Annotated in this window: 23 protein-coding genes; 13 read left to right on the top strand and 10 right to left on the bottom strand. The window is 51.3% G+C overall.

Annotation, left to right across the window (positions count from 1 at the left end):
• Positions 1 to 51 precede the first annotated feature (51 nt).
• The gene (gene yeiP / locus OGY72_RS10700) at positions 52 to 624 is read right to left on the bottom strand and encodes an elongation factor P-like protein YeiP (RefSeq protein WP_003027452.1); all 573 of its coding nucleotides are present in this window, start codon (positions 622 to 624) and stop codon (positions 52 to 54) included.
• A gap of 157 nt (positions 625 to 781) precedes the next feature.
• On the opposite strand from yeiP, the gene OGY72_RS10695 reads away from it, so the two are divergent.
• The gene (locus tag OGY72_RS10695; protein WP_081364641.1) at positions 782 to 1,036 is read left to right on the top strand and encodes a YkgJ family cysteine cluster protein; all 255 of its coding nucleotides are present in this window, start codon (positions 782 to 784) and stop codon (positions 1,034 to 1,036) included.
• Here the strand turns inward: OGY72_RS10695 and setB are convergent.
• A complete protein-coding gene (gene setB, locus OGY72_RS10690; protein ID WP_016150664.1) occupies positions 1,033 to 2,214 on the bottom strand; it encodes a sugar efflux transporter SetB in 1,182 nt (393 codons plus the stop codon). The genes OGY72_RS10695 and setB overlap by 4 nt on opposite strands.
• Positions 2,215 to 2,582: 368 nt before the next feature.
• Between setB and fruB the strand changes: the two genes are divergently transcribed.
• Genes fruB through fruA form a run of 3 tightly spaced genes read left to right on the top strand, consistent with a single transcriptional unit; the run spans position 2,583 to position 6,356 of the window.
• Entirely contained in the window at positions 2,583 to 3,713 is a 1,131-nt protein-coding gene (gene fruB / locus OGY72_RS10685) for a fused PTS fructose transporter subunit IIA/HPr protein (RefSeq protein ID WP_279275694.1), read from the top strand.
• Complete coding sequence (gene fruK / locus OGY72_RS10680; protein ID WP_003834544.1) at positions 3,713 to 4,651, top strand: 1-phosphofructokinase; 939 nt, start codon at positions 3,713 to 3,715, stop codon at positions 4,649 to 4,651. The genes fruB and fruK overlap by 1 nt, the downstream gene beginning before the upstream one ends.
• Before the next feature lie 16 nt (positions 4,652 to 4,667).
• Positions 4,668 to 6,356 (top strand): PTS fructose transporter subunit IIBC, encoded by a 1,689-nt coding sequence (fruA, locus tag OGY72_RS10675; protein ID WP_286547753.1) that lies wholly within the window; start codon positions 4,668 to 4,670, stop codon positions 6,354 to 6,356.
• Between the two features lie 106 nt (positions 6,357 to 6,462).
• Here the strand turns inward: fruA and OGY72_RS10670 are convergent, their stop codons facing one another.
• On the bottom strand, positions 6,463 to 7,761 hold the full coding sequence (locus tag OGY72_RS10670; protein ID WP_286547752.1) for an anaerobic C4-dicarboxylate transporter: 1,299 nt from the start codon (positions 7,759 to 7,761) through the stop codon (positions 6,463 to 6,465).
• 75 nt (positions 7,762 to 7,836) lie between these two features.
• Entirely contained in the window at positions 7,837 to 8,556 is a 720-nt protein-coding gene (gene cuyB, locus OGY72_RS10665) for a cysteate racemase (RefSeq protein WP_286547751.1), read from the bottom strand.
• 352 nt (positions 8,557 to 8,908) lie between these two features.
• On the opposite strand from cuyB, the gene hypT reads away from it, so the two are divergent.
• Complete coding sequence (gene hypT / locus OGY72_RS10660; RefSeq protein WP_286547750.1) at positions 8,909 to 9,820, top strand: hypochlorite stress DNA-binding transcriptional regulator HypT; 912 nt, start codon at positions 8,909 to 8,911, stop codon at positions 9,818 to 9,820.
• A 32-nt stretch (positions 9,821 to 9,852) separates the two neighbouring features.
• Here hypT and nfo read toward each other — a convergent pair whose 3' ends face one another.
• Complete coding sequence (gene nfo, locus OGY72_RS10655; RefSeq protein ID WP_003834523.1) at positions 9,853 to 10,710, bottom strand: deoxyribonuclease IV; 858 nt, start codon at positions 10,708 to 10,710, stop codon at positions 9,853 to 9,855.
• A gap of 71 nt (positions 10,711 to 10,781) precedes the next feature.
• Complete coding sequence (locus tag OGY72_RS10650; RefSeq protein ID WP_043016967.1) at positions 10,782 to 11,831, bottom strand: YeiH family protein; 1,050 nt, start codon at positions 11,829 to 11,831, stop codon at positions 10,782 to 10,784.
• A 244-nt stretch (positions 11,832 to 12,075) separates the two neighbouring features.
• On the opposite strand from OGY72_RS10650, the gene yieE reads away from it, so the two are divergent.
• Positions 12,076 to 12,957 carry a DNA-binding transcriptional regulator YeiE gene (gene yieE / locus OGY72_RS10645; RefSeq protein ID WP_003834519.1) on the top strand — a complete coding sequence of 294 codons (882 nt, stop codon included), beginning with the start codon at positions 12,076 to 12,078 and terminating at the stop codon, positions 12,955 to 12,957.
• Positions 12,958 to 13,150: 193 nt separating this feature from the next.
• Complete coding sequence (lysP, locus tag OGY72_RS10640) at positions 13,151 to 14,620, top strand: lysine-specific permease (RefSeq protein WP_003834517.1); 1,470 nt, start codon at positions 13,151 to 13,153, stop codon at positions 14,618 to 14,620.
• Between the two features lie 65 nt (positions 14,621 to 14,685).
• Here the strand turns inward: lysP and OGY72_RS10635 are convergent, their stop codons facing one another.
• The 3 genes from OGY72_RS10635 to serB form a co-directional block, all read right to left on the bottom strand.
• A complete protein-coding gene (locus OGY72_RS10635; protein ID WP_198579351.1) occupies positions 14,686 to 16,671 on the bottom strand; it encodes a ligand-gated channel protein in 1,986 nt (661 codons plus the stop codon).
• 334 nt (positions 16,672 to 17,005) lie between these two features.
• Complete coding sequence (locus tag OGY72_RS10630; protein WP_125112601.1) at positions 17,006 to 18,328, bottom strand: MFS transporter; 1,323 nt, start codon at positions 18,326 to 18,328, stop codon at positions 17,006 to 17,008.
• Between the two features lie 31 nt (positions 18,329 to 18,359).
• Positions 18,360 to 19,247, bottom strand: a complete 888-nt coding sequence (serB, locus tag OGY72_RS10625) for a phosphoserine phosphatase SerB (protein ID WP_148361740.1) — start codon at positions 19,245 to 19,247, stop codon at positions 18,360 to 18,362.
• A gap of 216 nt (positions 19,248 to 19,463) precedes the next feature.
• On the opposite strand from serB, the gene OGY72_RS10620 reads away from it, so the two are divergent.
• On the top strand, positions 19,464 to 20,846 hold the full coding sequence (locus tag OGY72_RS10620; RefSeq protein ID WP_095533120.1) for an L-serine ammonia-lyase: 1,383 nt from the start codon (positions 19,464 to 19,466) through the stop codon (positions 20,844 to 20,846).
• A complete protein-coding gene (locus tag OGY72_RS10615; protein ID WP_198579349.1) occupies positions 20,824 to 21,213 on the top strand; it encodes a helix-turn-helix transcriptional regulator in 390 nt (129 codons plus the stop codon). Before OGY72_RS10620 ends, OGY72_RS10615 begins: the two co-directional genes overlap by 23 nt.
• Here the strand turns inward: OGY72_RS10615 and fghA are convergent, their stop codons facing one another.
• Positions 21,214 to 22,050 (bottom strand): S-formylglutathione hydrolase, encoded by an 837-nt coding sequence (gene fghA, locus OGY72_RS10610; RefSeq protein WP_008785267.1) that lies wholly within the window; start codon positions 22,048 to 22,050, stop codon positions 21,214 to 21,216.
• A gap of 322 nt (positions 22,051 to 22,372) precedes the next feature.
• On the opposite strand from fghA, the gene folE reads away from it, so the two are divergent.
• From folE to mglB, 4 genes are all read left to right on the top strand, one after another.
• Positions 22,373 to 23,041, top strand: a complete 669-nt coding sequence (gene folE, locus OGY72_RS10605) for a GTP cyclohydrolase I FolE (protein ID WP_003027410.1) — start codon at positions 22,373 to 22,375, stop codon at positions 23,039 to 23,041.
• 14 nt (positions 23,042 to 23,055) lie between these two features.
• Positions 23,056 to 24,213 carry a DUF418 domain-containing protein YeiB gene (gene yeiB / locus OGY72_RS10600; RefSeq protein ID WP_148361742.1) on the top strand — a complete coding sequence of 386 codons (1,158 nt, stop codon included), beginning with the start codon at positions 23,056 to 23,058 and terminating at the stop codon, positions 24,211 to 24,213.
• 144 nt (positions 24,214 to 24,357) lie between these two features.
• Positions 24,358 to 25,383 (top strand): HTH-type transcriptional regulator GalS, encoded by a 1,026-nt coding sequence (gene galS / locus OGY72_RS10595; protein WP_032943995.1) that lies wholly within the window; start codon positions 24,358 to 24,360, stop codon positions 25,381 to 25,383.
• Positions 25,384 to 25,676: 293 nt separating this feature from the next.
• Positions 25,677 to 26,675 (top strand): galactose/glucose ABC transporter substrate-binding protein MglB, encoded by a 999-nt coding sequence (mglB, locus tag OGY72_RS10590; protein ID WP_003027399.1) that lies wholly within the window; start codon positions 25,677 to 25,679, stop codon positions 26,673 to 26,675.
• Positions 26,676 to 26,706: the final 31 nt, after the last annotated feature.

The following is a 26,706-nucleotide window of genomic DNA, read 5'->3' as shown; positions in this document are numbered from 1 at the left end:
TTGCCAGAGACAACATGTCATTATCTTTGGTTCACCTGTAACGACAGGAGATTAATCTGCACGGCCCATATAGCGACGTTCTTCGATATGAATACGGATTTTTTCACCCGCACTTAGGTACTCAGGAACCTGGATCACCAGACCGGTGCTCAGGGTTGCTGGCTTGTTGCGCGCGCTCGCTGAAGCGCCTTTAATACCCGGTGAGGTTTCAACGATTTCCAGGTCTACAGTCTGCGGCAGTTCAAGCGCCAGCAGTTGGCCGTCCCAGGTCAGTACCTGCATGTCCGGCATACCGCCTTCCGGCATGAACAGCAGCTCTTCTTCAATCTGGTCTTTGGTGAAGGTATATGGGGTATAGTCTTCTTTATCCATAAAGATGTATTCGTTGCCATCGACGTAGGAGAAATCAACACCACGACGGCTCAGAGTGACGGTATCCACGATATCGTCGCCTTTGAAGCGCTCTTCAACTTTCAGACCGGTACGCACATCAGAAAAACGCATTTTGTACAGCGTGGCAGCACCACGTGCGGACGGTGATTGAATATCGATATCTTTTACAATCAGCAGTTTGCCGTTGTAGTTCAGTACCATACCTTTTTTAATTTCGTTCGCTCTTGGCATCGAAAAAATCCTGTAGTGAGGAGTGTCTAAAATATCGCGTAAAACTACTCGCGCCGGGGCATTCAGGCAAGCGGAATTCATGCTTTTGCTGGTGCAAAAAAGGTGGTACTGTGCCCTTCCCGCACAATCCGATGGTTTACGATAAAGAGAGTACTGTATGGAATGCCGTCCGGATTGTGGTGCATGCTGCACCGCGCCTTCAATCTCCAGTCCCATCCCCGGTATGCCTGATGGCAAGCCCGCTAATACGCCCTGCGTTCAGTTGGATGAATCCCTGCGTTGCAAAATTTTTGCGTCGCCGCTACGACCAAAGGTGTGCGCCGGTTTACAGCCCAGTGCGGAAATGTGCGGGCGGACGACGCACCAGGCCATGGTTTATCTCATCGAGCTTGAAGCGCTAACCGCGCCTTAAACGTCCTTGATGCGCGCCAGGCATACGACGGTGGCGACGATCATCACCAGCGCAAACCAGAACACCGCGTGATAGTTCCAAATTTCAGCGGCAATTCCCGCCAGCGATCCGGCAATAATCCAGCCCACGCGAATGGTATTCGTATAGAGGGTGGTGGCTGAACCCGCCTGTCCCGGCATCAGGTCCTGGAAATAGAGCATACCAATCCCGCCGAGAATACCGATGTAAATCGCGTTCAGCAGCTGTAAGCCAAGCAATATCGCCGGAGAGTGAGCCAGCAGCATACCGGCATAAAAGAAGAATCCGGCAACGACGGCAATTCTCATCAACAGACGTTTACCCAGACGCTTTGCAAAATAGCCAGCAATCAACATGGTCGGGATTTCCAGACCGGCTGCGGTGCCCATCATGATGCCAGCCAGTTTTTCCGGCAGATGCAGTTCGTTGATGATAAACAGCGGCATATTAATGATATAGAGACTATTGGTTCCCCACATTAATGTGCAGATAACAAACAGCAGCAACGTGTCGCGTCGATTGCGGCGCGGGGCCTCAACTGCGCCTGTTGCGAGAGGCACGTTTTTACTCATTGAGGGTAAAAACAGCCAGACCATTACGCCGCAGACAACAAACGCCACCGCCGCGCTGAGATACATCACTGTAAAGCTGAATCCCATGGCCAGCGCGTAGGCCAGCGGCGGGCCAATTACCCAGGCTAGCGAAACCTGCGCACGTAATATTGAGCTGAACATGACGGCTTCCCGACCTGTGCGGTCGGCGTGTTCACGGGCGAGAGCAAACATTTGCGGGTTGGCGGTCGATCCAAAGCTGCTGAGGAATACCCCGATAAACAGCAGAATAAAATAGTTACGGTTCCAGGCGAACAGCACGCAGGCCAGCATCCCCAGTACGCAGCAAAACACAATCAGGTTTTTGCGATCGCCTTTTTTATCCGAGCGTCCGGCCAGAAACTGACTCACCAAAATGCCGATCACGGCGCTGCCGGTAAAAAAGAAACCGACCATGCCGGGACGGGCATGGACTTCATCCGTCAGAAAAAGGCTAAGCGTTGGCGTCTGCAACGCACCGGCGATACCCGTCAGAAATGCGACAAGCAGGAACGCCGAAGACGTTAAATCAAACGCCTTGGGTGTGGCGGCTACGGGGGTGTTATGCATGTTTTGATATCAATGATGTGAAGAGACGCGGAGTTTACGCTGCTTGTCAGAAAATAAACAGGGAGCCAAATCAAAATCGGCATCAAAAATCAAAATAGCATTTCAGTCAGAGAATGCCGTTTGCTGACGCTGCTGAATCTGACATGCTGACGCCGATTTTTCGTCAGCATTTTTTTCTCCCACGCAGAGAAAGTGTGCGTTATCTCTAAATTCAGCAAGTAATTTGTCAACTTTACTTGTGTGCTGAAGAAAAAAGAGCAAGACTTCTTGAAACGTTTCAGCGTCATCTCGCCATAACTGATAGAGTCAGGTGACGCCTTTTTTCTCATGTTAGCTGAATCGTTTCAAATCAGCGGGAGAGGAGAACCATGTTCCAGTTATCTGTTCAGGATATTCACCCGGGCGAACAGGCCGGGAATAAAGAAGAGGCTATTCGCCAGGTTGCCGCTGCCTTAGTACAGGCGGGTAACGTGGCGGAAGGCTACGTCGATGGCATGCTGGCGCGTGAACAACAGACGTCCACGTTCCTCGGCAACGGTATTGCTATTCCTCACGGTACGACGGACACGCGCGATCGGGTGCTGAAAACCGGTGTGCAGGTATTTCAGTTTCCGCAGGGCGTGACCTGGGGCGAAGGGCAGGTTGCTTATGTGGCAATCGGCATCGCCGCAAGTTCTGATGAACACCTCGGTTTACTGCGTCAGCTGACACACGTGCTGAGCGATGACTCCGTCGCTGAACAGCTGAAATCTGCGACCACGGCGGAAGAACTGCGTGCGCTGCTGATGGGTGAAAAGCAAAGTGAACAGCTGAAGCTTGATAACGAAACGCTGTCGCTGGATGTCGTGGCCAACTCGCTGGTGACGCTGCAGGCACTCAACGCGGCACGGCTGAAAGAAGTCGGTGCGGTTGACGCCACCTTTGTGGCCAGAGCAATCAATGAGCAACCGATGAATCTCGGTCAGGGGATCTGGCTGAATGACTGTGCTGAAGGTAACGTGCGTAGCGCCGTTGCGGTTAGTCGTGCAGCAACAGCGTTCGATGTACAAGGTGAAGCGGCAGCCTTGCTGGTGACCGTCGCCATGAATGACGATCAACCGGTTGCGGTGCTGAAGCGCCTTGGCGATCTCCTGCTGAATAATAAAGCTGACCGTTTGTTGAAAGCTGATGCGGCAACGGTGCTGGCGCTGCTGACCAGCGATGACGCCTTAACTGATGATGTACTGAGCGCCGAATTTATTGTGCGCAATGAGCATGGTTTACATGCCCGCCCGGGCACCATGCTGGTGAATACGATTAAACAATTTAACAGTGAAATTACCGTGACAAATCTTGATGGAACCGGCAAGCCGGCGAATGGACGCAGTCTGATGAAAGTTGTGGCGTTAGGCGTGAAGAAAGGACATCACCTGCGCTTTACTGCACAGGGCGAAGATGCTGAACAGGCGCTGAAGGCGATTGGCGAAGCCATCGCAGCAGGTCTTGGGGAGGGCGCGTAATGAGCAGACGTGTTGCTACTATCACCCTTAACCCGGCCTACGACCTGGTGGGTTTCTGCCCGGAAATTGAACGCGGTGAAGTGAACCTGGTTAAAACCACCGGTCTGCATGCGGCAGGGAAAGGGATCAACGTCGCTAAGGTTTTGAAGGATTTAGGTATCGATGTCACTGTGGGTGGCTTCCTGGGTAAAGACAACCAGGATGGTTTTCAGCAGTTGTTCAGCGAGCTGGGCATTGCCAACCGTTTTCAGGTCGTGCAGGGCCGTACCCGTATTAACGTCAAGCTGACCGAAAAAGACGGTGAAGTATCTGACTTCAACTTCTCCGGCTTTGAAGTCACCCCGGCTGACTGGGAACGCTTTGTAAATGATTCGCTGAGCTGGCTGGGCCAGTTCGACATGGTGTGCGTCAGCGGCAGTTTGCCAACCGGCGTGAGCCCGGAAGCCTTCACCGACTGGATGACGCGCCTGCGTAGTCAGTGTCCTTGCATTATCTTTGATAGTAGTCGTGAAGCGTTGGTAGCAGGTCTGAAAGCGGCGCCATGGCTGGTGAAGCCAAACCGTCGCGAACTGGAAATCTGGGCCGGTCGTAAGCTGCCGGAAATGAAAGATGTGATTGAAGCGGCGCATGCGCTTCGCGAGCAGGGGATCGCTCATGTGGTGATTTCACTCGGCGCGGAAGGTGCGCTGTGGGTTAACGCCTCAGGCGAGTGGATTGCTAAACCGCCGTCAGTTGAGGTGGTCAGCACCGTCGGCGCGGGTGATTCAATGGTTGGCGGTCTGATTTACGGCCTGCTGATGCGTGAGTCCAGCGAACATACCCTGCGTCTGGCGACGGCTGTTGCCGCCCTGGCGGTAAGCCAAAGTAATGTAGGCATTACCGATCGTCCTCAGTTGGCCGCAATGATGGCGCGTGTCGACTTAAAACCGTTTAACTGACAGCAGGAGAGGCATAATGAAAACGCTGCTGATTATTGACGCTAATCTCGGCCAGGCTCGCGCTTACATGGCGAAAACCCTGCTTGGAGCGGCGGCACAGAAAGCACATCTGGAAATTATTGATAATCCGAATGATGCCGAACTGGCAATTGTTCTGGGCGATACGCTTCCTGCCGACAGTTCGCTGAATGGCAAAAAAGTCTGGCTGGGCGACATTGGTCGTGCGGTTGCGCATCCTGAACTCTTCCTTAGCGAAGCTAAAGGCCATGCAAAACCTTACAGTGCCCCGGTTGCAACAGCAACTGTGGCCAGCAGTGGTCCAAAACGCGTGGTGGCGGTGACGGCTTGTCCGACCGGTGTTGCTCATACGTTTATGGCCGCTGAAGCGATTGAAACTGAAGCGAAAAAACGTGGCTGGTGGGTGAAGGTTGAAACCCGAGGTTCTGTTGGCGCAGGTAACGCTATTACGCCGGAAGAGGTGGCTCAGGCTGATCTGGTGATTGTGGCAGCTGACATTGAAGTTGATCTGGCGAAGTTTGCCGGCAAACCGATGTATCGCACCTCTACCGGTCTTGCGTTGAAGAAAACAAAGCAGGAGCTGGACAAAGCGCTGGAAGAAGCAACACCGTACCAGCCAACCGGTAAAGCGCAGACTTCAGCAACCGAAAGTAAGAAAGAGAGCGCGGGGGCGTATCGTCACCTGCTGACGGGCGTCTCTTATATGCTGCCGATGGTAGTTGCTGGCGGCCTGTGTATTGCACTCTCGTTCGCTTTTGGTATCGAAGCGTTTAAAGAGCAGGGTACGCTGGCGGCGGCGCTGATGCAGATTGGCGGTGGTTCAGCCTTCGCGCTGATGGTGCCGGTACTGGCAGGTTATATCGCATTTTCCATCGCTGACCGTCCGGGTCTGACGCCGGGTCTTATCGGCGGTATGCTGGCGGTAAGCACCGGTTCCGGCTTTATTGGCGGGATTATTGCTGGTTTCCTTGCCGGTTATGTGGCGAAGCTTATCAGCACGAAGCTGAAACTCCCGCAGAGTATGGAAGCGCTGAAACCGATCCTGATCATTCCGCTGTTCTCAAGCCTGGTGGTTGGCCTGGCCATGATTTACCTGATCGGCAAACCGGTGGCGGGTATTCTGGAAGGTTTGACTCACTGGCTGCAAACCATGGGTACGGCCAATGCGGTGCTGCTTGGCGCGATTCTTGGCGGCATGATGTGTACCGACATGGGTGGTCCGGTTAACAAGGCGGCGTATGCTTTCGGTGTGGGTCTGCTGAGTACACAAACTTATGCGCCGATGGCGGCCATCATGGCTGCGGGTATGGTACCTCCGCTGGCTCTGGGTCTGGCAACGCTGGTTGCGCGTCGTAAGTTCGACAAAGCGCAGCAGGAAGGCGGCAAAGCTGCCCTGGTACTGGGCCTGTGCTTTATCACCGAAGGGGCAATCCCGTTCGCTGCCCGTGACCCAATGCGCGTTCTGCCTTGCTGTATCGTTGGTGGTGCGATTACCGGGGCTATCTCGATGGCGGTGGGTGCGAAGCTGATGGCGCCACACGGCGGGCTGTTTGTCCTGTTAATCCCAGGTGCAATCACGCCGGTGTTGGGATACCTGCTGGCAATTATTGCCGGTACGCTGGTAGCCGGTCTCTCCTACGCGGTGCTGAAGCGCCCGGAAGCTGAGGTTGTGGCAAAGGCGGCCTGATTTAACGTCAATACCAGGGGCAGAGAATTCTCTGCCCCTTTTTTATGCTTTTACCTATACCGTTGCAGCATCGCCACAATAATCCATCCAGCCTTAATAAAACGGGTCAGGTAATCATTGGCGCGATGATAAAACCAAAGGCAACGCCAGCAATGATCCCACCCAGTCCTGGCAGCATAAACGGATGGTTTAAGACATACTTGCCCACGCGCGTTGTCCCTGTGGTGTCGAACTCCATTGCCGCCAGCGAAGTCGGGTATGTTGGTAGAACAAACACCCCGGTTACCGCCACATAGGAGGCCAGAATTGCCCATGTAGGCACGCCGAGCGCAATGGCCAGAGGGATGATCAGCGGCGTGGTGGCGCCTTGCGAGTAGAGAAGCGCACAGGTACCAAACAGCACCAGTGCCAACAGCATGGGATAAGCCCGTAGAATATCGCCTGCGATATCCTTAATCTCCGCTAAGTGGGCATCAATGAAGGTCGTTCCCAGTGTAACAATCCCGAGAATGACCGCCAGTGAACTCATCCCTGATCTAAACGTGGATGTCAGGACAATAGCATCGGTTGATGTTTTGCATAACACCACCATCAGGCAAGCGGCAGCCAACATACAGATAATGATGATATCCCGGGTATTCATTGGGTTGCCTGCATCGAATCCAGGGCGTAGCTGCGGGCAGGCGGCAAGAATAACGATGACGACCGTTGCCAGCATAAACAGGGCGACCGAGAGTTTGGCACCCGGCGTGGTGCTGTTTTGCCCTTCATATTTACGCACTAATCCTTTTTGCAGGCGTTCCAGATAGACTTCATCATCCTGAAGCTCGCATCCCTGACGTGAGGCGATAAAAGCGGCAACCATCGCGGCGACAAACGAAGCTGGTAGACATACCGCCATGACCTGAATAAAGGTGATACCGTTGCCCTCCATAATGGTCAGCATCGCCGCCATTGCGGCACTGATCGGCGAACCGGATATCGCCACCTGGGAGGCGACTACGGATCCGGCGAGCGTACGAGAAGGGCGGATACCGGACTCTTTGGCGACTTCGGCAATCACTGGCAGGGTAGAAAATACAATGAACCCTGTTCCGGCCATTATGGTCATCGACCAGGTGATAATCGGTGCAATAATATTGATATATTTAGGGTTACGCCGCATGAAATTACCGGCAACACGAACCAGATAATCCATACCTCCTGCGGCCTGTAGCGCCGATGCTGCCACGACAACTGTCATAATAATAAGGATAACGTCAACGGGTGGCGAGCCAATTTGCAGATCAAATCCCAACGTTAAAATAGCCAGCCCCAGACCACCGCATAAACCGATACCTATTCCGCCGAGGCGGATACCAAAAAATATTGCACCCAACACGACGATAATTTCTAACCAAACCATAATGGCCTCCGCCAGAGAATAATTTGTTATTAAAATAAGTGGTTGTTTAATGCTTTATTAATCTTGTAATGGCTGTTATTGCGCCAGAAGATGATGTTTGCCAACTCGTTTTTCGTACCATTTAATACCGGCGCGAACTAATGATCCGGTTGAGTCAATATATTTATCTGGAGACTTTCTGACTGCGTCGGCAAGAATGACGGGGACTTCAGTACATCCCAGTACAATGATTTGTGCGCCGCGTGAGAAGAGCACTTCAGCCTGTTCACTCATCAGCGTTTGTGCCCGCTTAAGGTCGCCGGCTTTTAAGCAATAAATACTTTCCATGACCTTTTCCTGACCGGATGAATCAGGACTGATGCAGGCTAAACCAAGAGATTCTATGCCTTTTTGGTAGAGTCCCATGTAAAGGGTGGCGTTAGTAGCAAGTAAACCGATACGTGATTTTCCGCAGTTTTTGACCTCATTCATGGTTGTTTCAACGATACTGAGTAACTCTGTATGACAGCATTCTTTTAATTCATTAAACCAAAAGTGGGCGGTATTACAGGGGATCACAATACACTCCGCACCAGCATCTTCCAGTTTGCGCATATAATCACGCATTGCCGGAAGTGGGGAATGACCATGATGCATTAACGCATCAGTTCGGTCTGGAATATCAGGGATGGATGAAATAATTAATGGGATATGTTCCTGATCGCGTTGCGCTGCGGTAAAGGTGACGAATTTATTAAAAAGATCGACGGTTGCAGCAGGCCCCATACCACCAAGTACGCCAATTAAACCTTTCACGATATATACCTCTATTTACCGATATTTAATATTCAGAGCTGGTGTCTATCTGGTGCTTATGTTTAACAGCAGAGTGTCGTGAGGAGAAATGCAATAATGTTTGGTTCAATGCAAAAAACGCATGAGTGTGATGTCTTTTACCACCTCAGCTGGCCGGCAATCAGCCAGAGGCCCGACGTTACGCGGTGGGTGAGCGGTCGTGGTCGATGAGTAAAGAAACATGTTAATGTCAAAAACGAAGGCATTATGCAAAAAATGAATCACCAGATACTGATGTTGAATATCATCTCCGGGAATATTCAGGCATGATGCTTAAGACTAATCGACATATTTAAACATCCGCGTGACAGGCATGAAAAATATCGAGACAAAATGGTTATATGATTTTCTGACGCTGGAAGCGAGTCGTCATTTTTCCCAGGCCGCGGAGGAGCGCAACCTATCCCAACCGGCATTTAGCCGGCGGATCAAGGCGCTCGAATCCGCTGTTGGGGTGCTGCTGTTTGACCGTACGACGAGTCCACTGCAGCTGACGGAGGAGGGTAAGTTATTCCATTCGCAGACCCGTAGCCTGCTGCAACAACTGGAATGCAATTTAGATGAGCTAAGTGGTCACAACCTGCTTGGCGTTCCCAATATCAAAATAGCGGCGGCACATTCTTTGTCGCTGACGATGTTGCCCAGATTAGTACATTCAATGTCGGCATGGGGCGAGGAGTTTGTGTACCACGTCGAAGCGATTGACGTAGTCCAGGCGGTGAATACGCTGCGCGAGGGGAAAAGTGATTTTATTATCTCCTTTCGCGATGAAGACTTAATGCAGTCACCTTTCTGCGGCTTGAAGGTTTTTGAGTCTGAGCTGTATCCCGTCTGTGCTGCGGATGCACAGGGTAAGGCGTTGTTTGATATCTATCAGCCGCAGGTGCCGATTCTGAACTATACCAGCACTTCCTACATGGGAAGATTGGTTAACCGTCACCTGGCGGAGGTGGGCAGTATTTCGGCGCGTACGCTGTTTATGTCTTCGATGAGTGAGCTATTGAAGAATATGGCATTAGATGGTCATGGTATCGCCTGGCTGCCAGCGTGGACGATCGTGAACGAATTGCGCGATAAGCGCCTGGTTTGTCTGGACACGCCGGAGTTGATGGTGCCAATTCAGGCCTATATTTACCGAATGGATACCCGTTTGAATAAAACGGCTGAGCATTTCTGGCGGATTTTGTACAACCATATGCCAGAGGATCTGGTTACGCTCACTTGATACGCGCCAGCTTGTCTGGCGCGCGGAGATCGTTACGCCACTGCTTTTTCTGTTTGCTGGGCTTTCAGCCAGGCGATCTCTTCGGCCCAGATATCCGGATTAATGGTTTCCAGCACCATTGGAATACCGTCAAAACGATTATCCTGCATAATCCAACGGAAGGCATCATGGCCAATATTGCCTTCACCCAGGCTGTGATGACGGTCAACGCGACTGCCAAACGCGCTCTTGGCGTCGTTCAGGTGCATACCGCGTAGATACTTGAAACCGACAATACGTTCAAATTCCGCAAACGTTTTTTCGCACTCTTCTGCGGAACGCAAATCGTAACCCGCCGCGAAAGCGTGGCAGGTATCAATACAAACGCCAACACGGGACTTATCTTCGACGCCGTCGATAATGGCGGCCAGGTGCTCAAACTTGAATCCCAGATTACTACCTTGTCCGGCGGTATTTTCGATAACTGCCGTAACGCCCTGGGTCTGAGCGAGGACGATGTTGATGGATTCGGCAATGCGCGCCAGACACTCATCTTCCGGGATCTGCATCAAATGGCTGCCAGGGTGAAAGTTCAGCAGGGATAAGCCAAGCAGTTCACAGCGTTGCATTTCATCAAGAAACGCATCACGCGATTTTTCCAGCGCATCGCTGACCGGGTGACCGAGGTTAATCAGGTAACTGTCGTGAGGCAGGATTTGTGCAGAGGTGTAGTGGTACTTCTCACAGGCAGATTTGAAATCATCAATGATTTCGGTGGTCAGCGGCGCGGCACGCCACTGGCGCTGATTCTTGGTGAACAGGGCGAATGCGGTCGCTTCGATTTCTGCGGCTCGAATAGCGGCGTTAGCCAGACCGCCAGCGGCGCTTACGTGCGCTCCGATGTATTTCATAAATTTAACCCGCCATACTCAAATACAAAAAGGGAGAGTATAGCGGGTTAATGGAGGTGAGTCGTGATCGTTTATGCCATCAGGGCGTGGACAGCGACGTTAATCGCAGCACCACCGACAATCAACCAGACAAACAGCAGCAGGGCCATCAGTAACGGTTTGGCACCGGCTTTTTTCAGTGCGCTAACGTGAGTGGTTAACCCCAGTGCAGCCATTGCCATTGCCAGCAAAATGGTGTCCAGCGTTACCAGCATGTTCACAACCGACTGCGGCAGCAGGTGGAACGAGTTAAAAATCGCGACCACAATGAACAGGATGGCAAACCATGGAATAGTGATTTTGCTTTTCTCACCACCCGTAGCCGGAGACAGTTGTTTAACGCGAGCTGCCAGCAGGATGAGGAACGGTGCCAGCATCATGACGCGCAGCATTTTGGCAATAACCGCGGCGTTTTCTGCATCCGGGTTAATGGCGTGCCCGGCAGCCACTACCTGCGCCACTTCATGCATGGTGGAACCAATGTAAATGCCGTAGGTTTCTGGGCTAAACCAGTGTGCCAGCAGCGGATACATTGCCGGATACAGGAAGATAGCGATGGTACCGAAGATCACCACGGTGGCGACAGCGACGGTTACCTTACTGGCTTCCGCTTTCACTACCGGCTCGGTTGCCAGCACGGCGGCGGCACCGCAAATGCTGCTCCCCGCGCCAATCAGCCAGCTGGTGTGGCGGTCCAGACCAAACACTTTTTGCCCCAGGAAACAGGCAATCATAAAGGTACTGCTCAGCGTTAACACATCAATCACGATACCGCTGACGCCGACGTCAGCAATTTGCGCGAAGGTGAGGCGGAAGCCGTAGAGGATGATCCCCAGACGTAATAAATGTTGTTTAGCAAACAGCACGCCGCCGTCACAGCTTTTCCAGATGTGCGGATAGACGGTGTTGCCGAGGACCATCCCCAACAAGATTGCTAAGGTGAGGGCGCTGAACCCGGCACCTGCGACGGCGGGAATAGATCCACCCCATAAGGCAACCCCAGTGATAACTGCACTCAGGGCAAGCCCCGGAATAAAATGCCACGCTGTACGACGATGAGTCTGCAAGGTGAGTTCTGTCATATCCTTCTCCTTTATCTGGGTAAAAGAGTACGGCGAAGTGGTTTAAAAATAAAATTGATTATATATTTATAATTAATCTATATAAGTGGTATACCCGTCATACTTCAAGTTGCATGTGCGTTGGCTGCGCTCGTTCACCCCAGTCACGTACTTAAGTACGCTCCCGGGGATGCTCTCTCTTGCCGCCTTCCTGCAACTCGAATTATTTAGGGTATAAGTGACGGTTATCCGGTGGAAAACGACTATGCATATCACCCTGCGACAACTTGAAGTGTTTGCTGAGGTACTAAAAAGCGGTTCAACGACCCAGGCGTCTGTCATGCTGGCATTGTCGCAGTCGGCGGTGAGTGCGGCACTTACCGATCTGGAAGGGCAACTCGGCGTGCAACTGTTTGACCGTGTCGGTAAACGACTGGTGGTCAACGAGCACGGGCGTTTGCTCTACCCACGAGCGTTGGCGTTACTTGAGCAAACAACCGAAATCGAACAGCTTTTTCGCGAAGATAATGGTGCCATTCGGGTCTATGCCAGTAGCACCATTGGTAACTATATCTTGCCTGCTATGATCGCCCGCTATCGGCAGGATTTTCCTGATTTGCCGCTCGAGCTGAGCGTGGGTAACAGTCAGGATGTGATTAATGCGGTGCTGGATTTTAGGGTAGACATTGGGCTTATCGAAGGGCCGTGTCACAGTACTGAAATTATTTCTGAACCGTGGCTGGAAGACGAGCTGGTGGTGTTTGCCGCACCGTCGTCACCGCTCACAAAGGGGCCTGTTACGCTGGAACAGCTGGCTGCTTCGCCGTGGATCCTGCGTGAACGAGGATCGGGTACGCGCGAACTGGTGGATTACCTGCTGCTGTCTCATCTGCCGAGATTTCAGATGGCAATGGAGTTGGGTAACTCCGAGGCCATTAAGCATGCGGTGCGTCATGGTCTCGGGATCAGCTGCTTGTCGCGTCGGGTTATTGCGGAGCAGTTGCAGGCGGGAACGCTGAGCGAAGTTCCCGTGCCGCTGCCGCGTTTAGTCCGTACTCTCTGGCGCGTGCATCACAGGCAAAAACACATCTCCAATGCCATTACGCGTTTTTTACATTACAGCGATCAGGTCGAGCTGGGCGAATAGGGCGCTTACTGTCGTAATGTCACCTCTGTAGAACGGCGGTTAGAATTTAACCGCCTTACACAGCATATTTTCTGCTTTACTTATAATCCGCGGCCAGTCATGAAGGTCTCTTATAACAGCGTATTTGTGCCGGAAGAATGCCATTTCGTCTGCTACAATCGCGCCTCATTTTTTGGATGGATAGCATTTTCACATGGTTTCCGAAACTAAAACCACAGAAGCGCCCACGCTACGTCGTGAACTGAAGGCGCGTCACCTGACGATGATTGCCATTGGAGGTTCCATCGGTACAGGTCTTTTCGTTGCATCTGGTGCAACTATTTCTGCAGCGGGTCCAGGTGGCGCGTTGTTCTCTTATATTCTGATCGGTCTGATGGTGTACTTCCTGATGACCAGCCTCGGTGAACTGGCTGCCTATATGCCGGTTTCCGGCTCGTTTTCCACCTACGGTCAGAACTACGTAGAAGAAGGCTTTGGCTTCGCGCTGGGCTGGAACTACTGGTACAACTGGGCGGTAACGATTGCCGTTGACCTGGTGGCCGCACAGCTGGTGATGAGCTGGTGGTTCCCGGACACGCCGGGCTGGATCTGGAGTGCGCTGTTCCTTGGCGTTATCTTCCTGCTGAACTACATTTCCGTTCGTGGATTTGGTGAAGCGGAATATTGGTTCTCACTGATCAAAGTTACCACCGTCATTATCTTCATCGTGGTTGGTGTGATGATGATTTTCGGTATCTTCAAAGGCGCTCAGCCGGTGGGCTGGAGCAACTGGACGACCGGCGATGCACCGTTTGCCGGTGGTTTTGCTGCGATGATTGGCGTGGCGATGATAGTCGGCTTCTCCTTCCAGGGGACAGAGCTTATCGGTATCGCGGCTGGCGAATCTGAAGATCCTGAAAAGAACATTCCACGTGCGGTACGTCAGGTATTCTGGCGAATCCTGCTGTTCTATGTGTTCGCAATTTTGATTATCAGCCTGATCATTCCGTATACCGATCCAAGCCTGCTGCGTAACGATGTAAAAGACATCAGCGTTAGCCCGTTCACGCTGGTATTCCAGCATGCGGGTCTGCTGTCTGCGGCAGCGGTGATGAACGCAGTTATCCTGACGGCGGTGCTGTCCGCAGGTAACTCCGGGATGTACGCCTCCACGCGTATGCTTTACACCCTGGCATGTGACGGTAAAGCGCCCCGTATTTTCGGCAAACTGTCTCGTGGCGGCGTACCGCGTAACGCGCTGTATGCGACCACCGTGGTGGCGGGGCTGTGCTTCCTGACTTCAATGTTTGGCAACCAGACCGTGTACCTGTGGCTGCTGAATACTTCCGGGATGACGGGCTTTATCGCCTGGCTGGGGATTGCTATTAGCCACTATCGCTTCCGTCGCGGTTATGTGCTGCAGGGGCACGATGTGAAGGATCTGCCGTACCGTTCTGGCTTCTTCCCGCTGGGTCCGATCTTCGCCTTTGTGCTGTGCCTGATTATCACCCTGGGTCAGAACTACGAAGCGTTCCTGAAAGACAGCATTGACTGGGGCGGCGTGATGGCGACCTATATCGGTATCCCGCTGTTCCTGATTATCTGGTTTGGCTATAAGCTGACCAAAGGAACCCGTTTTGTTCGCTACAGCGAAATGAAATTCCCGGGCCGCGTAAAGAAGTAACAGTATAAAAAAGCATAACAAAAACCCCGGCATGATGAGTGCCGGGTTTTTTTATTGCGCCTAACTTAGAAGCTGTAAGTCATGCCAACCGTGTAACGACGTCCATCAAGGACGGTGTCGTAGGTATCGTAATCGATTTGTTTATCCAGCACGTTATACACGCCAGCGGTCATCAACAGATCCTTGGTAGCATAGTAACGTAAACCAACGTCGACCTGAGTATAGGACGGGGTGCCCTGTGCCATGGAGGTACGGCTCAGGTATTCAGACGTTTTCCCGCGCAAATTCAGACGGCTCCAGAAACCGAGATCCTGCGTAGCCTGCCAGTCCAGTGTCGTGTTAAACATATGCTTCGGCATTTTGTTCAACGGTTGGCCTGAGAACTGACCGCTTTTCTGCTCAGATTCTGTGTAGGTGTAGTTCGCGGTCCAGTTGACGTCAGAGGTTATTTTCCAGCCGAAGGTGGATTCTACGCCGCGCATATTGGCTTTATCGACGTTAACGCGATCGCTGATGAAGTCATAATGGGTGCCGCCGATGGTGCAGGCCGGATCGGAACTGCTGTTACAACGGCGAACTTCGGTGATTTTGTTTTTAAAGTCGGTATTGAACAACGTAACGCCTGCGTTGAGGTCGTTGCCGTTATCCCACAGTAAACCGATCTCTTCGCTGAGGCTTTTCTCCGGTTTCAGGTCCGGGTTGCCGACAATGATTCCGTTCAGACGACCGCCGCCGGTGACCTGTCCCCAACTGGCAGAAGACTGGCGCAGATCCGGTGCGCGATAGCCCGCGGAAACGCCGCCTTTTAAGGTCCACTGATCGCTCAGATGCCATACGCCATAGCCGCGCGGCGTCCAGTTGTCACCGTAGTTTTCATCCTTATCCATACGCAGACCGCCGGTCAGCGTGAAGGTATCGGTAACGGCCCATTCATCTTCAGCAAACAGCGCCCAGCTCCAGCGAGTCAGTTTGTTCAGTCCATCAGCAGCTTGCAGCTGGTTGCCATTATCGCGCAGTTTTTCATAACGGTATTGCCCGCCCAACGTCAGGGTGTGCGCCCCAAGGAATACCTGGTTCTGGTTATTGAAAATCGTGTTGTAGGACTTCATCTGGCGACCGGGGTTGTCGGTCTCTTCCTGCTGGACATAGCTGGTGGAGTTGAAGTCGTCGTAATAACCGCTGTGGGTTATTGAGTACGTGGTGTGCACATACTTGTTTTCGCTTTTACTGTTGGGCTTACAGCTTCCGTTGCGGCAGTTTTCCTCGGCCATGGATTTGCCCGGCGTACTGTCGCGATCCTGCAATTCACGTGCATAATCGAAATCGATGTCGTTTTTATCATCTGGCGTAAAGTTCAGGGTTAATCCCCCGCTACGCATACGCTGTTCATTGTAGCCATTTACGATTTCATCTTCCGCGCGGTGGGAGAATAATCCGGTCACCTTCGCGCCAAGTAATCCGTCAATCAGTGGTCCAGACGCATAGGCGTTGGTCTGGTAAATATCGCCGGAGTCTCTGTCTTCCTGGAAAGTGGCATCGCCGTGCAAAGAGCCGGTCCAGGCTTTAGTATTCGACACTTTTTTGGTGATGACGTTAATGACGCCGCCCATCGCATCGGAGCCGTAGAGGGATGACATCGGGCCGCGGATTACCTCGATACGCTCAATGGATTCCAGCGGCGGCAGCCAACCTTGCTCAATACCTGAGTTGTCGCTGTTAGGACGTGTACCGCGGGTGCTGATGCGTTTACCGTTGACCAGGAAGAGAGTGTATTGCGAAGCCATACCGCGAATACTGATATCGCTACTGCTCCCCCCGCCAGTGACGACGACGCCAGGGACATCTTTTAGCGCATCGGTGACATCTCGATAGGCTTTGTCCTCAATCTGCTGCTTGGTAATAACAGATATTGAAGCCGGGGCATCCTGAATTTTCTGCTCGAAACCGGTAGCGGTAACGACCACGGTGTCTTGTTCAGCGGCATGGCCGAGTGATGGGAGGCAGGCGACGCATACTGCGGCAGCTACAGCCTTAACGTGAGGTATAGTCATTTGTATCATTCCATTTAAATGAATCAAACTGCGCGTCATGTGAAAGGCCATGACAATTGTATGTATTTGTCTTTTAAGGACTCTTTTCAGTAAAGAAGCGAGTGGATTGTACAAAAGTATGAATATTTGTAAACACAAATGATAATAGAAATCATTTGTGTTTGATGTGATTTGGAGTGAAATTCTTTTTTAATCAATAAGATAGTTGGGGAAGAAAAAAGGAGAAAAAGTGAAGGAATGATGGAGAAATGAAGAGGGTGGGAATCTTGTTTGATGCTGGAAGAACCAGGCTGAAGGACAGCGGCAATTGCACCGCTGTCCTGTTATGGCTTACTTATAACCGATGGAATTTGGCGAGTAAGGCCAGTGACAAGGTGGTTAACAGGATAGCGATCACGGCATAGAGATAGACTCCAGACCACTCCCAACTGTTCTTCACTAATATCACCGGTACGCCCGCTAGCGCCGCACCAACATAGCTAAACAATCCTCGGAAGCCGGTTATCGATCCTGCCGCATCTTTGTGAGTGACGTCCAGACAACCTACGGCAAAAAGCATATGCGGGCCGTACAGGGCGAAACCCATAATGGTGAAGAGAATGGCCGTAATGGTATATGAAGTATCCTGAACCAGTGGGATTAAGGTAATACACACGCAGAGCATTAATGCGAATATTAATCCTGTCATCCAGCGGTTACTTTTGAACATAAAGTCCGATAAGTAACCTGCCAGTAAACCTCCGGCAAGTCCTCCGGCTTCAAACCACGAGATAATCGAGTTGGCTTTAATCAGGCTCCAGCCATGTACCTGAGAATAGTAAATTTGTGGCCAGTCGTTGAGGATGGTGCGGGCAATATAAACCGACATATCGCCAATGATAATAATCCACACCAACGGGTTAATTAGAATATATTTAACGAAAATCTGCCAAAAGGAGAGGTTAACCGGGCTGGCTTTAACCTGGGCTAGCTCTGTTGGATCCTTGCGCCATTCACCTACGTTAGGCAAACCTAAGGTCCCGGGACGGTCTTTAATTGTAAAGAGCGCAATGACCCCCATCAGCAAGGAGATCGCGCCCGGTACATAAAAACCCATTTTCCAGCTACCGCTCCAGACAATCGCGAAACTTGTCAGCAGTGGGGCGAGACTACCGCCAATATTATGCGCCGCTTCAACGACCGCCCACCAACGTCCGCGTTCATTCTTGGAAAACCAGGATGCCATGATTTTTGCCATTGGCGGAAAACTGGTGCCCTGGAGGATAGCATTGAGGCTGTACAACACATAAAACGCGGCAACGCTGTCGGAAAAACCAAACAGAATATTAACGATCCCCACGCCAATGAGCACCGGACCGGTCATGGCTTTCGGATTGATTTTATCAACCAGCATGCCGCCAACAAACTTCATTGAGCCATACAGGATGTAAAACAGTGAAGACATGATGGCAAAATCTTCTGCGGTCAGAGCGGTATCTGACAGCATGGCCGGCATGGCGGCTGAGAAGTTTTTACGTGTTAAATAAAAGACGGCGTAAGAGATAAAAACCGAGCTAATAATCTCTATCCTGAATTTTTTGTAAGTATGGTCAATCTCTTTTTTTTCTTTTACAACCGGCTTATCAGCCTGGCTGAATATAAATGATTTCAAGCTCATATGATCTTCCCTTCAGACAGTGCTCGTTGGGTTATAATCCATTTTCGATAAAGAACAAAAGCGACTCGAATCCGTGAAAGTTAATCTGATTGGTAATTAAATCCCTGACCGCGGGCTTTGCTTGCCAAGCAATACCTGTGCCAGCATACGTGAGCATGGGAATATCGTTGGCGCCATCACCGCAGGCGATAATATTATGCTGATGCATCAGCAGAGAGTCGGCAAGTCCGGCCAATGTTTTTTTCTTATTTTCTGAGTTCATGATTGGCGTGGAAATATTATCAGTCAGCATGCCATCCCTGACCTCAACAGTATTGGAAAATACATAATCCAGCTGATATTTCTGTTGTAAGCGGTGGGTGAAAATATCCAGGCCGCCGGAAATAATTGCTGTTTTAAAACCTTTCTGCTTGAGGAATGGCAAAATGGTGGTGATGCCGGGAGAGGCCGTCATCCGATCGCATACGGCATTGATGACATCTATGTGCGTCCCTTTTAACATTCCGATGCGTCGGGTGAAACTGCTATTGAAATCCAGTTTTCCTTCCATCGCCTGCTGTGTCAGTTCCGTTATCCGATCGCTGATGCCTAGCGCGCGGGCTATCTCATCCACACCTTCTTCCTCGATAAACGTCGAGTCCATGTCAAAGGCGATGATTCCGTTCTTCGGGATCTTTTGTGGTTTAAGGAAAAAATCAAATTGCTTAGTGAACGATGTAGCCCTTAGTTTCTTGTATATGTCATCGGTGAATATTTCATCGGGTATTGATAATTTTAAATACGGTTTATTGAATGCGGCTATAGACAACTGTTCCAGTGCGCACGGAAATTGTTTGGTCTCGGTATTTAAAAACGTATTGTGCAGCCATGCCTGAAGTTTTTCAGTATCTTTTGCACTAATAAAATAAATAATTGCCATTTTGTCACTCCTGTAAACTGAGGTTATTGTAATAGTGGGGAGTGACGATTGAATCCAGCTTTATCACAGATGTGAATGTTAAAAAAAAGCTAAAATAGTATTGTTTTTTATACCAATAAATAAACAAAGTCTGAAAGGTATCGTTTTTGATATACACGTCACGGTCTGTTGCTACTGGCGGTATATTCTATTTTGACTAACAGGGATGGGTCTAAAATGGAAAGTTGTATTGATATTTTTAAAGTCGTCATTGGGCCTTCCAGTTCAAGAACAGTAGGGCCAATGCGTGCCGCGTTTAACTTCATTTCACAATTAAAGCTACAGGAGATCTTACCGCTAACGCGAGAAATCGAGGTTGAGCTATATGGCGCGCTCTCATTAAGCCGCAAGTGTCATAACGTTGATATCGCTCTTTATCTGGGGCTGTTGGGCAATCAGCCGGATGATGTTGAATTACGCCAGCAGATGGATCTCATTAAACGTGCTGAACAGGACGGCACCCTGACGCTTTCTCCTTCAGTTACCGTGACGGTCGTAATTAAGCCGAATCAACAACCGCATTCTGGTCATCCCTACGCGATGACGTTTCGCGCCAGGGATGATTATTTTACCTTGTATGAAGAAACATGGTTTTCAACCGGCGCCGGCCAGGTTCGCAAACCCGGCGAGTCGGTGCCCGAGAGAACCGCGCAAAAAAACGCATTTCCTTTTGCGTTTCAAAATGCCGCGCAGCTGCAGGCGCTGTGTCAGCGTAATGGATTATCCGTTGCGGCATTAATGATGAAAAATGAGTTACAGATGCATTCTCAGGCGGCGTTGCATGACTATTTCGCGCACGTTTGGGCGATAATGCAGCAGGCGGTCCATCGTGGACTGCATACAGAAGGGCTACTGCCCGGCTCGTATCAGGTGCCGCGCAGGGCCTGCTCGCTCTATAAATTACTGGCAATGAAACCCTCTGCTAACGACTTTCTCACGAACCTCAACTGGGTGAATGCGTTTGCGATTGCCGTCAGCGAGGAAAACGCCGCTGGAGGGCGAGTGGTGACCGCGCCGACCAATGGTGCCAGTGGTATCATCCCTGCGGTCCTCAGTTGGTACGATAAGTTTGTCTGTAAGCTGGATAGTGCATCGGTTATCCGCTTTTTCCTCACTGCTGGCGCCATTGCGCTACTGTTCAAACAAAACGCGTCTATCTTAGGTTCTGAAGTCGGGTGTCAGGGAGAGATCGGTGTGGCCAGTTCGATGGCCGCGGCCGGATTAGCGGAACTGATGGGAGCGTCAGTTGCTCAGGTGCTGAACGCTGCAGAAATCACCATGGAGCACCATCTCGGGCTGACCTGCGATCCGGTTGGCGGACAGGTACAAATTCCCTGTGTCGAACGAAACGCGATTTCGTCCGTAAAAGCGATTAACGCCGCAACGATGGCGATGAGCCGTGTCAGCGAGCCATGTGTTTCGCTCGATGAGGTGATTGCTGCCATGTATGAAACGGGTAAAGACATGAGTGCGAAGTACCGTGAAACGTATCACGGCTGCCTTGGGAAAATTCAGCCAAAAAATCGGGGAGGGCGGCATGAAATATCACACCATGAATAATGATGAAATCATCTTGTCATTATGCGCTCGCATCAGAGAAACACGGATTTCTCTGGCGCTAACGCAGCAGCAGCTTGCTGACCGCGCAGAGGTGGGCATTGCGACCATTAAACGCATTGAGAAAGGCGGTGGCCTCAATCTGGACACGCTTATCTCCCTGCTGCGGGCACTGAATAAGTTGCACCATCTGGATGCAATCTTATTCGAGTCTGAAGTGCGTAATTTTAACGAAGGTCATGAAGGCGGTGAGAGCGTGGGGCGATTACAGGTACGCCAACAGGCGGCCGATCTAAATCGTAAAGCATCCGCGCCGCAATCAGAAGAGATGAGCTACAGCGCGGCAATAGAAAACACTCTTTACTGGTGATTACTTCAGCAAATACTGGGCGTGGAAGCGCAGGTGATCCTCAATAAACGACGCAATAAAGTAATAGCTGTGGTCGTAACCAGGCTGGATACGTAGCGTCATTGGCCATGCGGTCTGACGGGCAGTTTCGGCCAGTACCGCGGGCTGCAACTGATCGGCAAGAAACTGATCGCTGTCTCCCTGATCGATTAGCGTCGGGATCGCGTCTGCGGGTTTGCTGGCCAACATTAACGCGCAGCTATCCCACTCTGCCCACTGTGTTTTATCTTCGCCCAGATAAGCGCTAAAAGCCTTCTCACCCCACGGAACACGACAAGGGTTTACGATCGGCGCAAAGGCGGAAACGCTGGTGTATCTCCCGGGATTTTTCAGCGCCATAATTAATGCGCCGTGGCCGCCCATGGAGTGTCCGCTGATGGCGCAGCGATCGCTGACGTTAAACTGCGACTGAATCAGTGCCGGAAGCTCATCACGCAGATAGTCATACATACGAAAATGCGTTGCCCACGGCTGCTGGGTGGCATTGAGGTAAAATCCGGCCCCTTGACCTAAATCGTAGCCATCATCGTTGGCAACCTGTTCGCCACGCGGGCTGGTGTCCGGCATCACGAGAACAATACCCAGCTCAGCTGCAATGCGCTGCGCGCCTGCTTTGGTGGTGAAGTTTTCATCATTACAGGTCAGGCCCGACAGCCAGTACAGCACCGGAGGCGCGGCGTTATCACGGGGTGGTGGAAGAAAAATACTGAAGGTCATGGCGCAATTTAACGTGGCGGAGTCGTGACGCCAGCGTTGCTGCCAGCCTTCAAAACAGCGGTGCTCTTCAAGCATTTCCATGCGTGGCTCCTTGTTGTGTTGAACCTGAATGTGTTTGCGAACTCATCATAATACAGATTATTCATAGCACTGTGAGTAACTTTCACTTCCGCATTGAGCAAACATACTTCATCATCTATATAACTTTACATTAACACTCGACGTCACCGGGCTGAACGACAAGTGAAATCAGCGACGCTGAAAGGCTGTGCCAATTTCAATAATTATCACGGTGAATACTGGATTATGTGCGCCGCCTCACGCACAATGTTCTGGCTGTGACACAGCCTAAAAACTTTGCCCCATGCAGGGCAGAGGCGCCCCACCTGCAGGAGAAGAAGAAATGTCATCACTCAGTAAAGAAGCGGCACTGGTTCATGAAGCGCTGGTTGCGCGTGGTCTCGAAACCCCGCTGCGCCCGCCTGTGCAAGAGATGGATAACGAAACACGCAAACGTCTTATCTCTGGCCATATGACCGAGATTATGCAATTGCTCAATCTCGATTTGAGCGATGACAGTCTGATGGAAACTCCGCATCGCATTGCGAAAATGTATGTCGATGAGATTTTCTCTGGTCTCGATTACGCCAACTTCCCGAAAATCACCGTCATTGAAAACAAAATGAAGGTGGACGAGATGGTCACGGTCCGCGATATCACGCTGACCAGCACCTGCGAACACCACTTTGTCACTATCGATGGCAAAGCGACGGTGGCGTATATTCCGAAAGATTCGGTCATTGGTCTGTCGAAGATTAACCGCATTGTGCAGTTCTTTGCACAGCGTCCGCAGGTACAGGAACGTCTGACCCAGCAAATTCTCACCGCGCTGCAAACGCTGCTCGGGACGAATAATGTGGCGGTATCGATTGATGCGGTGCATTACTGTGTGAAAGCGCGCGGCATTCGCGATGCGACCAGTGCGACCACCACCACTTCTCTTGGCGGATTGTTTAAGTCCAGCCAGAACACGCGTCAGGAATTTCTGCGCGCAGTACGTCATCACAACTGATTAGGGCAGGAACCATGGAGCGTAATGTCACGCTGGATTTTATTCGTGGCGTTGCCATTCTTGGTATCCTGCTTCTCAATATTAGCGCCTTTGGCCTGCCGAAGGCGGCATACCTCAATCCCGCCTGGTATGGCGACATTACCTTATCTGACGCCTGGACCTGGGCGCTGCTCGATCTCTTCGCGCAGGTAAAATTCCTTACCCTGTTTGCTCTGCTGTTTGGTGCTGGTCTGCAAATGCTGCTCCCGCGTGGTAAACGCTGGATCCAGTCGCGGCTTACGTTGCTGGTGCTATTGGGATTCATTCACGGTTTACTCTTCTGGGATGGCGATATCCTGCTGGCATATGGCTTGATCGGCCTGATTTGCTGGCGGCTGATCCGGGATGCGCCGTCGGTGAAAAGCTTGTTTAACACCGGCGTGGTGCTTTATTTGGCGGGCGTTGGTGTATTGCTGCTGTTGGGTGTGATCTCCGGGAGCGAAACCAGCCGGGCCTGGACGCCGGATGCTTCAGCGTTGCTGTATGAAAAATACTGGAAAGTGAACGGCGGAATGGAAGCAATCAGCAATCGCGTGGATATGATGTCCAATAGCTTGCTGGCGTTAGGTGCGCAATATGGCTGGCAACTGGCGGGGATGATGCTGCTCGGCGCGGCATTAATGCGTAGCGGCTGGCTAAAAGGGCAGTACAGTTTGCAGCATTATCGTCGCACTGGCGTTCTGCTGGTTATTATCGGCATGGCGATTAACCTGCCTGCTGTCATCGCCCAGTGGCAACTGGACTGGGCCTACCGCTGGTGTGCCTTCCTGTTGCAAGCTCCGCGAGAACTGGGGGCGCCGTTGCAGACCATTGGTTATGCCGCGCTGATGTTTGGTTTCTGGCCACAGCTTAGTCGCTTAAAATGGGTCATTGCCGTCGCCTGTGTGGGTCGCATGGCATTAACCAACTATCTGTTACAGACCTTAATCTGCACCACGTTGTTTTATCAGGCCGGTTTATTTATGAAATTTGACCGGCTGGAGCTGCTGCTTTTCGTCATCCCGGTCTGGGCGATTAACTTACTTTTCTCTGTCATATGGCTGCGTTTCTACCGGCAGGGCCCGGTGGAATGGCTGTGGCGTCAATTAACCCTGCGTGCTTCGGGGACATCATTACCACGAACATCCAGATAACGATCTGGATCACATTCATTAACAAAATGGATGTAAGCGCTTTCATTCCTGTGACATCACTCACGCAGTCCGTTTCATTGTGCTGACAAAATACCCAGCCTGGGGTGTCTGCGGGCAGCCGCAATCTAAAACAGGGCAGTGAATATGGTAACCATTCGTGATGTGGCACGGCAGTCTGGCGTTTCTGTAGCGACCGTTTCCCGCGTACTGAACAACAGTGCGCTGGTGAGTCCCGATACGCGTGAAGCGGTAATGAAGGCAGTCACTCAGCTTGGCTATCGACCTAATGCCAACGCACAAGCGCTGGCGACGCAGGTAAGCGACACGATTGGTGTTGTCGTCATGGATGTATCAGATGCGTTTTTTGGCGCGCTGGTAAAAGCCGTGGATATGGTTGCTCAGCAGCATCAGAAGTATGTCCTGATTGGCAACAGCTACCATGAGGCGGAAAAAGAACGTCATGCCATTGAGGTGTTGATTCGCCAACGCTGTAACGCGCTGATTGTACACTCTAAAGCGCTGAGCGATCGGGAACTGGCCGAGTTTATGGATCAAATCCCCGGCATGGTACTGATCAACCGCCTTGTTCCTGGCTACGCCCACCGTTGCGTCTGCCTGGATAACATCAGCGGTGCCAAAATGGCTACCCGAATGCTGCTAAATAATGGTCATCAACGCATCGGTTATCTGGCATCAAGCCACCGCATTGAAGATGACGCCATGCGCAAAGAAGGGTGGTTAACTGCTCTGAAAGAGCAGGGGATTGTTGCGGCAGAAAGCTGGGTCGGCACCGGTTCGCCCGATATGCAGGGCGGAGAGTCCGCGATGGTGGAACTGCTGGGGCGTAACTTACAACTGACGGCGGTCTTCGCTTATAACGACAATATGGCAGCCGGCGCGCTGACCGCGCTAAAAGATAACGGCATCGCTATTCCATTACACCTTTCTATCATTGGCTTCGATGATATTCCCATCGCGCGTTACACCGATCCGCAGCTAACCACTGTGCGCTATCCCATTGCTTCAATGGCAAAAATGGCGACGGAGCTTGCGCTACAGGGGGCGGCTGGCACGTTGGATCCGCAGGCGTCGCATTGTTTTATGCCAACGCTGGTGCGTCGCCATTCAGTAGCGCTGCGGCAGAATGCGGCACCGATCACTAACTCATAACGTTGCGCGATGTAACCGCTTTCAATATGTGAGTAAATTCACAGTATATTAACAATGCGATAGCTATGATGACACTGTTTGTTGCGCTGTAACTACTATGTAACGGTGAATAATCACTTTCATCGAGGTATAGGTGCCTTAAACAAAAATTAAAGCCTGTTTTTGGAGCGTTGCCAGACACGGAAGAAATATTTTTTAAAAGTGAGCTTCGGCGTTCAGTAACACTTCAGTAACGTTCTGCCTGCCGAGCATTTATCTCAAGTACTACCCTGCATAATAAAACCGGAGATACCATGAATAAGAAGGTGTTGACCCTGTCTGCTGTAATGGCAAGCATGTTATTCGGCGCGGCTGCGCACGCTGCTGATACCCGCATTGGTGTGACTATCTATAAGTATGACGATAACTTTATGTCTGTAGTACGTAAGGCTATTGAAAAAGATGCCAAAGCGGCACCAGATGTACAGCTGCTGATGAACGACTCGCAGAACGACCAGTCCAAACAAAACGATCAGATCGACGTGCTACTGGCAAAAGGCGTTAAAGCACTGGCGATTAACCTGGTTGACCCGGCAGCTGCTGGCACGGTCATTGAAAAAGCACGCGGACAGAACGTACCGATCGTGTTCTTCAACAAAGAACCTTCTCGTAAAGCGCTGGACAGCTATGACAAAGCGTATTACGTCGGTACCGACTCTAAAGAGTCCGGCATTATTCAGGGTGATTTGATTGCCAAACACTGGGCAGCTAACCCGAACTGGGACCTGAACAAAGACGGCAAAATTCAGTTTGTTCTGCTGAAAGGCGAACCGGGACACCCGGATGCTGAAGCACGTACCACTTACGTGATTAAAGAGCTGAACGACAAGGGCATTAAAACTGAGCAGCTGCAGTTAGATACTGCAATGTGGGATACCGCTCAGGCGAAAGATAAGATGGATGCGTGGATGTCTGGTCCAAACGCGAACAAAATTGAAGTGGTTATCGCTAACAACGATGCGATGGCAATGGGTGCAGTTGAAGCGCTGAAAGCGCACAACAAAACCAGCGTACCGGTATTTGGTGTGGATGCGCTGCCTGAAGCGCTGGCTCTGGTGAAATCTGGCGCCATGGCCGGTACCGTCCTGAACGATGCCAACAACCAGGCGAAAGCCACCTTCGATCTGGCGAAAAACCTGGCTGACGGCAAAGGTGCGGCAGATGGCACTAACTGGAAAATTGAGAACAAGATTGTTCGCGTTCCGTACGTAGGTGTCGATAAAGATAATCTGGCAGAGTTCACCAACAAATAAATACTCCGTATGTGGGCGCAATTTCATTGCG

It is taken from the genome of Citrobacter sp. Cpo221 (assembly GCF_030332345.1).
GTDB classification, from domain to species: Bacteria; Pseudomonadota; Gammaproteobacteria; order Enterobacterales; family Enterobacteriaceae; genus Citrobacter; species Citrobacter portucalensis.
Note: the sequence above shows the minus strand (reverse complement) of the source record. Positions and strands in the feature narration are given on the sequence as shown.

Coding starts and splice junctions, on each gene's coding strand:
- nfo (WP_003834523.1), bottom strand. CDS start 10,710: ATGAAATACATCGGAGCGCACGTAAGCGCCGCTGGCGGTCTGGCTAAC.
- fruA (WP_286547753.1), top strand. CDS start 4,668: ATGAAAACGCTGCTGATTATTGACGCTAATCTCGGCCAGGCTCGCGCT.
- yeiP (WP_003027452.1), bottom strand. CDS start 624: ATGCCAAGAGCGAACGAAATTAAAAAAGGTATGGTACTGAACTACAAC.
- lysP (WP_003834517.1), top strand. CDS start 13,151: ATGGTTTCCGAAACTAAAACCACAGAAGCGCCCACGCTACGTCGTGAA.
- OGY72_RS10615 (WP_198579349.1), top strand. CDS start 20,824: ATGAAATATCACACCATGAATAATGATGAAATCATCTTGTCATTATGC.
- galS (WP_032943995.1), top strand. CDS start 24,358: ATGGTAACCATTCGTGATGTGGCACGGCAGTCTGGCGTTTCTGTAGCG.
- hypT (WP_286547750.1), top strand. CDS start 8,909: ATGAAAAATATCGAGACAAAATGGTTATATGATTTTCTGACGCTGGAA.
- fghA (WP_008785267.1), bottom strand. CDS start 22,050: ATGGAAATGCTTGAAGAGCACCGCTGTTTTGAAGGCTGGCAGCAACGC.
- setB (WP_016150664.1), bottom strand. CDS start 2,214: ATGCATAACACCCCCGTAGCCGCCACACCCAAGGCGTTTGATTTAACG.
- mglB (WP_003027399.1), top strand. CDS start 25,677: ATGAATAAGAAGGTGTTGACCCTGTCTGCTGTAATGGCAAGCATGTTA.
- OGY72_RS10620 (WP_095533120.1), top strand. CDS start 19,464: ATGGAAAGTTGTATTGATATTTTTAAAGTCGTCATTGGGCCTTCCAGT.
- fruB (WP_279275694.1), top strand. CDS start 2,583: ATGTTCCAGTTATCTGTTCAGGATATTCACCCGGGCGAACAGGCCGGG.
- OGY72_RS10670 (WP_286547752.1), bottom strand. CDS start 7,761: ATGGTTTGGTTAGAAATTATCGTCGTGTTGGGTGCAATATTTTTTGGT.
- serB (WP_148361740.1), bottom strand. CDS start 19,247: ATGGCAATTATTTATTTTATTAGTGCAAAAGATACTGAAAAACTTCAG.
- OGY72_RS10630 (WP_125112601.1), bottom strand. CDS start 18,328: ATGAGCTTGAAATCATTTATATTCAGCCAGGCTGATAAGCCGGTTGTA.
- fruK (WP_003834544.1), top strand. CDS start 3,713: ATGAGCAGACGTGTTGCTACTATCACCCTTAACCCGGCCTACGACCTG.
- OGY72_RS10650 (WP_043016967.1), bottom strand. CDS start 11,831: ATGACAGAACTCACCTTGCAGACTCATCGTCGTACAGCGTGGCATTTT.
- OGY72_RS10695 (WP_081364641.1), top strand. CDS start 782: ATGGAATGCCGTCCGGATTGTGGTGCATGCTGCACCGCGCCTTCAATC.
- yeiB (WP_148361742.1), top strand. CDS start 23,056: ATGGAGCGTAATGTCACGCTGGATTTTATTCGTGGCGTTGCCATTCTT.
- folE (WP_003027410.1), top strand. CDS start 22,373: ATGTCATCACTCAGTAAAGAAGCGGCACTGGTTCATGAAGCGCTGGTT.
- yieE (WP_003834519.1), top strand. CDS start 12,076: ATGCATATCACCCTGCGACAACTTGAAGTGTTTGCTGAGGTACTAAAA.
- OGY72_RS10635 (WP_198579351.1), bottom strand. CDS start 16,671: ATGACTATACCTCACGTTAAGGCTGTAGCTGCCGCAGTATGCGTCGCC.